6 protein-coding genes are annotated in these 7,840 nt (G+C 61.4%); all 6 read left to right on the forward strand.

Annotated features, from left to right (window positions below):
* Positions 1 to 21: 21 nt before the first annotated feature.
* Complete coding sequence (gene gorA / locus HU729_RS24230) at positions 22 to 1,377, forward strand: glutathione-disulfide reductase (protein ID WP_186711777.1); 1,356 nt, start codon at positions 22 to 24, stop codon at positions 1,375 to 1,377.
* Between the two features lie 222 nt (positions 1,378 to 1,599).
* Complete coding sequence (locus HU729_RS24235) at positions 1,600 to 2,124, forward strand: fimbrial protein (protein ID WP_186669050.1); 525 nt, start codon at positions 1,600 to 1,602, stop codon at positions 2,122 to 2,124.
* A gap of 58 nt (positions 2,125 to 2,182) precedes the next feature.
* Entirely contained in the window at positions 2,183 to 2,935 is a 753-nt protein-coding gene (locus HU729_RS24240; protein ID WP_186711778.1) for a molecular chaperone, read from the forward strand.
* Positions 2,932 to 5,391: a fimbria/pilus outer membrane usher protein gene (locus tag HU729_RS24245; RefSeq protein WP_186711779.1), complete on the forward strand. Its 2,460-nt coding sequence runs from the start codon at positions 2,932 to 2,934 to the stop codon at positions 5,389 to 5,391. The genes HU729_RS24240 and HU729_RS24245 overlap by 4 nt, the downstream gene beginning before the upstream one ends.
* A gap of 152 nt (positions 5,392 to 5,543) precedes the next feature.
* Positions 5,544 to 6,107 carry an alkyl hydroperoxide reductase subunit C gene (gene ahpC / locus HU729_RS24250; RefSeq protein WP_004375926.1) on the forward strand — a complete coding sequence of 188 codons (564 nt, stop codon included), beginning with the start codon at positions 5,544 to 5,546 and terminating at the stop codon, positions 6,105 to 6,107.
* Positions 6,108 to 6,232: 125 nt separating this feature from the next.
* Entirely contained in the window at positions 6,233 to 7,795 is a 1,563-nt protein-coding gene (gene ahpF / locus HU729_RS24255) for an alkyl hydroperoxide reductase subunit F (protein ID WP_186711780.1), read from the forward strand.
* Positions 7,796 to 7,840: the final 45 nt, after the last annotated feature.

Genomic DNA, 7,840 nt, shown 5'->3' on the forward strand with positions numbered 1-7,840 from the left:
TTTTTTTGTGGAGTCTGGAAAGTGGCCTACGATTTTGATCTGTTCGTGATTGGTGCCGGTTCCGGCGGTGTGCGTGCGGCGCGCTTCGCAGCGGGTTTCGGCGCGAAGGTGGCGGTAGCCGAGAGTCGCTACCTGGGGGGCACCTGTGTCAACGTCGGCTGTGTGCCGAAGAAGTTGCTGGTGTACGGTGCACATGTCAGCGATGAGCTGGAGCAGGCGGCCGGTTACGGCTGGACTCTCGAAGAAGGTCATTTCGACTGGGGCACCCTGATCGCCAACAAGAACCGTGAGATCGAGCGTCTCAACGGCATCTACCGCAACCTGCTGGTCAACAGCGGCGTTACCTTGCTGCAAGGCCATGCACGCATGACCGGTGCCCATGAGGTGGAGGTCGAAGGTCAGCGCTACAGCGCGGCGAACATCCTCATCGCCACAGGCGGCTGGCCACAGGTGCCTGACATCCCGGGCAAGGAATTGGCGATCACCTCGAACGAGGCGTTCTACCTCAAGCAGCTGCCACGTCGGGTGCTGGTGGTGGGTGGAGGCTACATCGCCGTCGAGTTCGCCGGCATCTTCCAGGGCCTGGGCGCCGACACCACCTTGCTTTACCGCGGTGACCTGTTTCTGCGCGGCTTCGATGGGTCAGTGCGCAAGCACCTGAAGGAAGAGCTGGAAAAACGCGGCCTGGACCTGCAGTTCAATGCTGATATCCAGCGCATCGACCAACAGGCCGATGGCAGTCTGAAGGCTACCCTGAAGGATGGTCGGGAGCTTGTGGCCGACTGTGTGTTCTACGCCACCGGTCGCCGTCCGATGCTGGACAATCTGGGGCTGGAAAATACCGCTGTGGAGCTCGATGAGCGCGGTTATATCCGGGTCGACGACCTGTACCGTACCACCGAACCTTCGGTGTTCGCCCTGGGGGATGTGATCGGTCGGGTGCAGCTTACTCCGGTCGCCCTTGCCGAAGGCATGGCGGTGGCCCGTCATCTGTTCAAGCCTGACCAGTATCGTGCGGTGGACTACCAGAACATTCCAACGGCGGTGTTCAGCCAGCCACCGATCGGGACCGTGGGCCTGACCGAGGAGCAAGCGCTGGCAGCCGGACACAAGGTGCAGGTTTTCGAGAGCCGCTTCCGCGCCATGAAGCTGACGCTGACCGACCTGCAGGAAAAGACCCTGATGAAGCTGGTGGTCGACGCCGAGACCGACAAGGTCCTGGGTTGCCATATGGTCGGGCCGGATGCAGGCGAGATCATCCAGGGGCTGGGCATTGCGCTCAAGGCTGGCGCCACCAAGCAGCAATTCGACGAAACCATTGGTGTACACCCCACAGCGGCCGAAGAGTTCGTCACGATGCGCACCGCAACGCGCTGACACTCAGGCAGCACCGGCATCTGCTGGGTTTGGCATTGCCTAGCCCAGCGATGTTTCATTCAAAATTAGGAATCAAATCCTACGCTTGTGATACCTGAATCCGGTAGTTGATCCTTTATTTCCGACAGTGTCGCAGTACCCCCCCGTGACAATACTGTGGCCGTGCCGTTCTATGGCACCGGTCAGGCATGTGCCTGACCGCTGGTTTGAAGGAAGAAGAATATGAGCAAAACTTCTAAGGTTGTGTTCGGGCTCTGTGGCTCGTTGCTGATGGCGGGTGTCGCCCACGCCGACCACGGTGAAATCACGTTCCAGGGACGTGTACTGGCGCCGACCTGCGTCGTCAATGGTGGCGATGGCAATCTGCCCGTCACTCTGCCGGATGTCAATGCTTCGAGATTGGTTCGCCCTGGTGACGTAGCGGGTGAAACTCCGTTCCAGCTGCACCTGAGCAACTGCACCCATGTAGGCAGCGTTTCGACCTTCTTCGAGCCAGGTCCAAGCATCGGTGATGCCGGGCGCCTGATCGTCGATGAGGGTGGCAGCCGCAATGTCGAGCTGGAACTGCTCAACAGTGCCAAGAGGCCCATCAACCTGGCGGCAGCCAAGGGTTCCCAGAACTCCCAGACCGTAACCATCGTCGACGGTAACGCCACGCTGCGCTACTACGCTCAGTACTACTCGACTGGGAACACCACCCCAGGCCTCGTAAGCTCCAAAGTCCGCTACTCGCTGGACTACCTCTAAGCCGTTATGAAAAGCCGCCCTGTACGGGGCGGTTCCTTTTCCTTTCGAGTAAATCGTCATGAAGCTTTCACTGAGCACCTTGGGGTGCGCAGCGCTGCTGGCTGCGTGTTTCGTGTGCGCGCCGGCAAGTGCCAGCGTGGTGATTGCCACCACGCGAGTTATCTATCCCGCCGAGAGTCCCGAAGTCACTGTCAGGTTGAGCAACGAGGGGCGTCATCCGTCGTTGGTACAGGTCTGGGTCGACGAGGGAGGCCCAGAGGACCCAGAGGGCGAGCTGCAAGGGCCGTTCAGCCTGACACCACCACTGTTTCGACTCGATCCGGGCAAGCGTCAGAGCCTGAGGTTGTTCCACGACGGACGCCGCATGCCTGAGGATCGGGAGAGCCTCTACTGGTTGAATGTGCTGGACGTTCCCCCAAAGGGTGGTGGCGGTAACAGCCTGCAGATCTCCCTGCGCACCCGAATCAAACTGTTCTATCGGCCACAAGGGTTGTCAGGCAAGGCTGAACAAGCCCATGCACAGGTGACCTGGCGACTGGTCAAGGACGCGCAAGGCTGGGCTTTGCAGGCTGACAATCCTACCCAGTACCACGTCAACCTGGCCGTGCTCGAAGTTGCCCGCCCGGACTCGACCTTGGCGGCGGAGGTTGGGCACATTCCACCTCGTGACAGCGCGCGTTTCGCTTTGCAAGCGGCACCATCGGGGTTGGGGCCGGTTTCCGAAGTGCGCTATCAATATCTGGACGACTATGGCGCCTTGCAGAAGGCCACTTCCGTCGTGCAACCCTTCAATGGTCCGTTAGTCCCATGATCGCTGTTCGATGGTGGTGGGTTGCATTGGGGATGGCCGGTGCACACGCCGAACTCGTCAGTGCCGTGGAGTTCGACCCAGGGTTGCTGCGTCAAGGAAGCACGGTCGATCTGGGGCGTTATCAAGTCATCGACGCTGTCCCTGAAGGCAACTATACCCTGGACGTCGTTCTCAACCAGCAATGGGTAGGACGCCGTGCGGTTTCCTTGCGCACCTTTGGCACGTCCGGCCAGGCTGTACCCTGTTACGACTCGTCGTTACTCGAAGGGTTGGGGTTGAACATGGAGGGGCTGGCGAAGGACGTGCGTGAGCGACTGGCCGAGCCCGGCAGTTGCCTGAGCTTGGCGCAGTTGCAGATGACTGCCAGCGAAAACCTGGATTTCGGCGCTTTGCAACTGCACCTGGAGATTGCCCAGTCTGCCTTGCGTCGCCAGCCTCAGGATCATTTGCCGCCGCAAACCTGGGATTCGGGTGTCACCGCGGGTTTTGTCGATTACCGACTGAATGCCTATGAATACCAAGACCTCCGGCGAGGCGGCCAGCGTCGGCAAGGGTTTCTGGGCGTGCGCGCCGGTTTGAACACCGGGCAATGGTATTGGCGCCACGAAGGCAGCGCGCAGATAAGTGATGAGCGGGCGGTTCGCTATCAGGCCGGCGCGACGTCGGTGCGGCGGGACCTGCCTTCATGGGCGGCCCAGCTTACCCTGGGTGATGGGCATGCAACTGGCGATGTCTTCGACAGCAGCGCTTTTCGCGGGGTACAGCTGTCCACCGATGAGCGCATGTTGCCCAGGTCCCAGCGCGGTTTCGCACCGGTGGTCAGAGGTGTCGCCAACAGCACTGCGTTGTTGAGCATTCGCCAGCGAGGGGCGCTGCTGCATGAGTCGACGGTGCCGCCGGGGCCGTTCGAGATCGACGACCTGTATGCCAGCGGGCTCAATGACGATCTGGAGGTCACCCTGGAGGAGGCCGACGGCAGCGTACGTCGCTTTACCTTGCCCTATCAAGCCGCACCACTGGCCTTACGAGAAGGGGCGAGTCGCTTTGACCTCAGTGCAGGGGTGTGGCGCGACGACCTTGGTCGTCCTGGCCCAGGCCATGTGCAAGGCAGCTGGCAACAAGGGTTGGACAACACCTTCAGCGTGCATGGAGGCGCCTGGCTGGCAGAGGACTATCTGGCCAGCGCCATGGGTGGCGCGATCAACAGCCGCTTCGGCGCCTTTGGAGTGACCGGATATCATGCCCAGGCATCGCTTGGCCAGGGCCGCTCCGCGCAGGGGCAGGCGCTGCGCTTCAGTTGGCGCCAGCGGGTGGAAACGACGGGCACCGACCTGAGTGCCAGCCTTACCCATCGTAACGACGCTGACTACTACAGCTTTGACGAGTTCGCCCGCATCAGTCAGCAAACTCAGCGCATCAATCCGCGTTCGCCTCAGCGCTGGCGGGCGGCGATGGCACTTCAGCAGCGGCTGCCCGGGACCGGTCGTCTTAGCCTTAGGGCCAGCGCTGGCGAGCAGTGGGGATCTGCGGTGGGCAACCGTGAGTACAACGTGGGGTACTACAACAATCTGCGCTCGCTTTCCTACGGCGTAACACTTGGGCGCGAGTATCGTGGCAACGGACAGGCAGTGAGCACTTTGACACTGACGGCCAGCCTGCCGTTGGGGGGACAGCGTCGCGGTTCGCTGAGCACCAGCATGAACCGCGACTCCGAAGGCAGGGCAACGACGAATGTGCGCTGGAGCGCAACGGCCGGCGAGGATGGGCAGTGGGGTTATGGCCTGTCCAGTGTGTACCAGGAGGGAGTGCAAGGTGGCGCAGGGTTTGACGCGAACCTGGTGCATCGCAGCTCGAGTGGGGAGCTGAGCGGGGCTGTGGCCCAACGCCAGGAGTCCCGTCAGTTTGCAATCGGCGCGCGCGGCTCGGTGGTCGGTCATCCGGGGGGCGTGCTGTTGGCGCAACCGTTGGGCGAGAGTTTCGCCATCGTTCATGCCCCCTTCGCCGAAGCGGCGCGTATTCAGCAGCACCCGAGTGTACGGTTGAATGCCAAGGGCTTTGCGGTGGTCCCCTCGTTGAGCCCCTACAGCGTGAATACCGTCGACATCGACCCCAAGGGCATGTCGCAGGATGTGGAGCTGCAGATCAGCGGTCAGTCGGTGGTGCCCCGGGCCGGTGCGGCGACGCTGTTGCACTATCCGACGCGCAGCGGAAAGCTGCTGTTAATCGAGGCTCGAGACGGTCAAGGGCAGACGCTGCCCTTCGGTGCCCAGATATTCGATGTTCAGGGAGAGGAAGTGGGCATGGTCGGGCAGGGCAGCCGCCTGCATCTTCGCTCAGCCGCTGGCCAGGGGCGGGTGAAGGTCTCCTGGGGCACGCGTGCCGATACATCGTGCTGGCTGGATTATGCAGATGGAGCCGCGTCAGCTTGTGTCGCCTCGCAGGACGAAGAAGCATAGGAATGAAAAAATCTATCGGCTGCGCAGCTTATAGCCAAAACCAATCACCAACATGAGGTTTACCAATGAGCCATTGTCGAGGTCATTGGATAGGATTACTCCATCGAAAGTTACCCACCCCAAGTTAACTAACCCTCGAAGGAGCGTTTCTGATGCCAATCATCAACAGCCAGGTCAAACCGTTCAACGCCACTGCCTACCACAAAGGCGAGTTCGTTCAGGTAAGCGAAGCCGACCTGAAAGGCAAATGGTCCGTCGTGTTCTTCTACCCGGCCGACTTCACTTTCGTCTGCCCGACCGAACTGGGTGACCTCGCTGACAACTACGCCGAGTTCCAGAAGCTGGGCGTCGAAATCTACGGCGTGTCCACCGACACCCACTTCACCCACAAAGCCTGGCACGACACTTCGGACACCATCGGCAAGATCCAATACCCGCTGATCGGTGACCCGACCCACGTCATCTCGCGCAACTTCGACGTGCTGATCGAGGAAGCCGGTCTGGCTGATCGCGGCACCTTCGTGATCAACCCGGAAGGTCAGATCAAGATCGTCGAACTGAACGACGGTGGCGTAGGCCGCGATGCCGCCGAGCTGCTGCGCAAGGTCAAGGCTGCCCAGTACGTTGCCGCTCACCCAGGCGAAGTTTGCCCGGCCAAGTGGAAGGAAGGCGAGGCCACTCTGGCGCCATCGCTGGACCTGGTCGGCAAGATCTAAGGTCATGCATCAATCGCGGGCGGTGAGCAGCCGCCAAAGCTGAAGTACTCACTGCCCCGTCAAACGCCCGGGCGACCTCGCCTGGGCGTTTTTGTATCCGAGTTTTAAAAAAGGAATCGCCCCGTATGTTGGACGCCACGCTTAAATCGCAACTGAAAACCTACCTGGAGCGGGTCACCCAGCCGATCGAGATCGTTGCTTCTCTCGACGACGGCGCGAAGTCCCGTGAAATGCACGACCTGCTGGTTGAAATCGCCGGCCTGTCGAGCCTCATTACCCTGCGCGAGGACGGCAGCGATGCCCGTCGCCCCTCGTTCTCGCTCAACCGTCCCGGGGGCGATATCAGCCTGCGTTTCGCCGGCATTCCCATGGGCCATGAATTTACCTCCCTGGTACTGGCGTTGCTGCAGGTCGGTGGCCACCCCTCCAAGGCCAGCGCCGAAGTGATCGAGCAGATCCAGGCCCTGGAAGGCGAGTTCAGCTTCGAGACTTACTTCTCGCTGTCTTGCCAGAACTGTCCCGACGTGGTCCAGGCCCTGAACCTGATGGCGGTGCTCAACCCCAATATTCGTCACGTCGCCATCGATGGTGCGCTGTTCCAGGATGAAGTCGAATCGCGCAAGATCATGGCGGTACCGAGCATCTACCTGAACGGTGAAGTGTTCGGCCAGGGCCGCATGGGCCTGGAGGAGATTCTCGGCAAGATCGACACCAGTGCCGGCAGCCGCCAAGCGGAAAAGATCAATGCCAAGGACGCTTTCGACGTGCTGGTGGTCGGCGGTGGTCCTGCTGGCGCTGCTGCGGCCATCTACGCTGCGCGCAAAGGCATTCGTACCGGTGTTGCCGCTGAGCGTTTTGGCGGCCAGGTGCTTGATACCCTGGCGATCGAGAACTTCATCTCCGTGCAGGAGACCGAAGGGCCGAAGCTGGCCAGTGCGCTTGAAGAGCACGTCAAGCAGTACGACGTCGACATCATGAATCTGCAGCGCGGTGAAGCGTTGATCCCGGCCACCGAGGGCGGCTTGCATGAAGTACGCCTGGCCAGCGGTGCCTCGCTCAAGGCCAAGACCGTGATCCTCGCCACCGGAGCCCGCTGGCGCGAGATGAATGTCCCCGGTGAGCAGGAATACCGCGCCCGTGGTGTGGCCTACTGCCCGCACTGTGATGGCCCACTGTTCAAGGGCAAGCGCGTGGCGGTGATCGGTGGTGGCAACTCTGGCGTGGAAGCGGCCATCGACCTGGCCGGTATCGTCGCTCAGGTGACGCTGATCGAGTTCGACAGCCAGTTGCGTGCCGATGCGGTGCTGCAGCGCAAGCTGCACAGCCTGCCGAACGTCAAGGTGATCACCAGCGCCCTGACCAAGGAAGTGCTGGGTAATGGCGAGAAGGTTACCGGTCTGCGCTACGAGGACCGGACCAGCAACGAGATCCATGAGCTGGCGCTCGAAGGTATCTTCGTGCAGATCGGCCTGCTGCCGAACACTGATTGGCTCAAGGGCACGGTCGAGCTGTCGCCGCGTGGCGAGATCATCGTCGACGCCAAGGGCCAGACCAGCATCGCTGGTGTGTTCGCGGCCGGTGACGTGACCACGGTGCCATACAAGCAGATCGTCATCGCCGTGGGCGAGGGCGCCAAAGCTTCGCTGGCGGCCTTTGATCACCTGATCCGGACTTCGGCGCCGGCGTAAGTCAGCGCGGGCCTCATCGCGGGACAAGTCGGGGCGCCGAACCGC

It is taken from the genome of Pseudomonas sp. RW10S2 (genome assembly GCF_014268985.1).
In the GTDB taxonomy this organism is placed as follows: domain Bacteria; phylum Pseudomonadota; class Gammaproteobacteria; order Pseudomonadales; family Pseudomonadaceae; genus Aquipseudomonas; species Aquipseudomonas wayambapalatensis.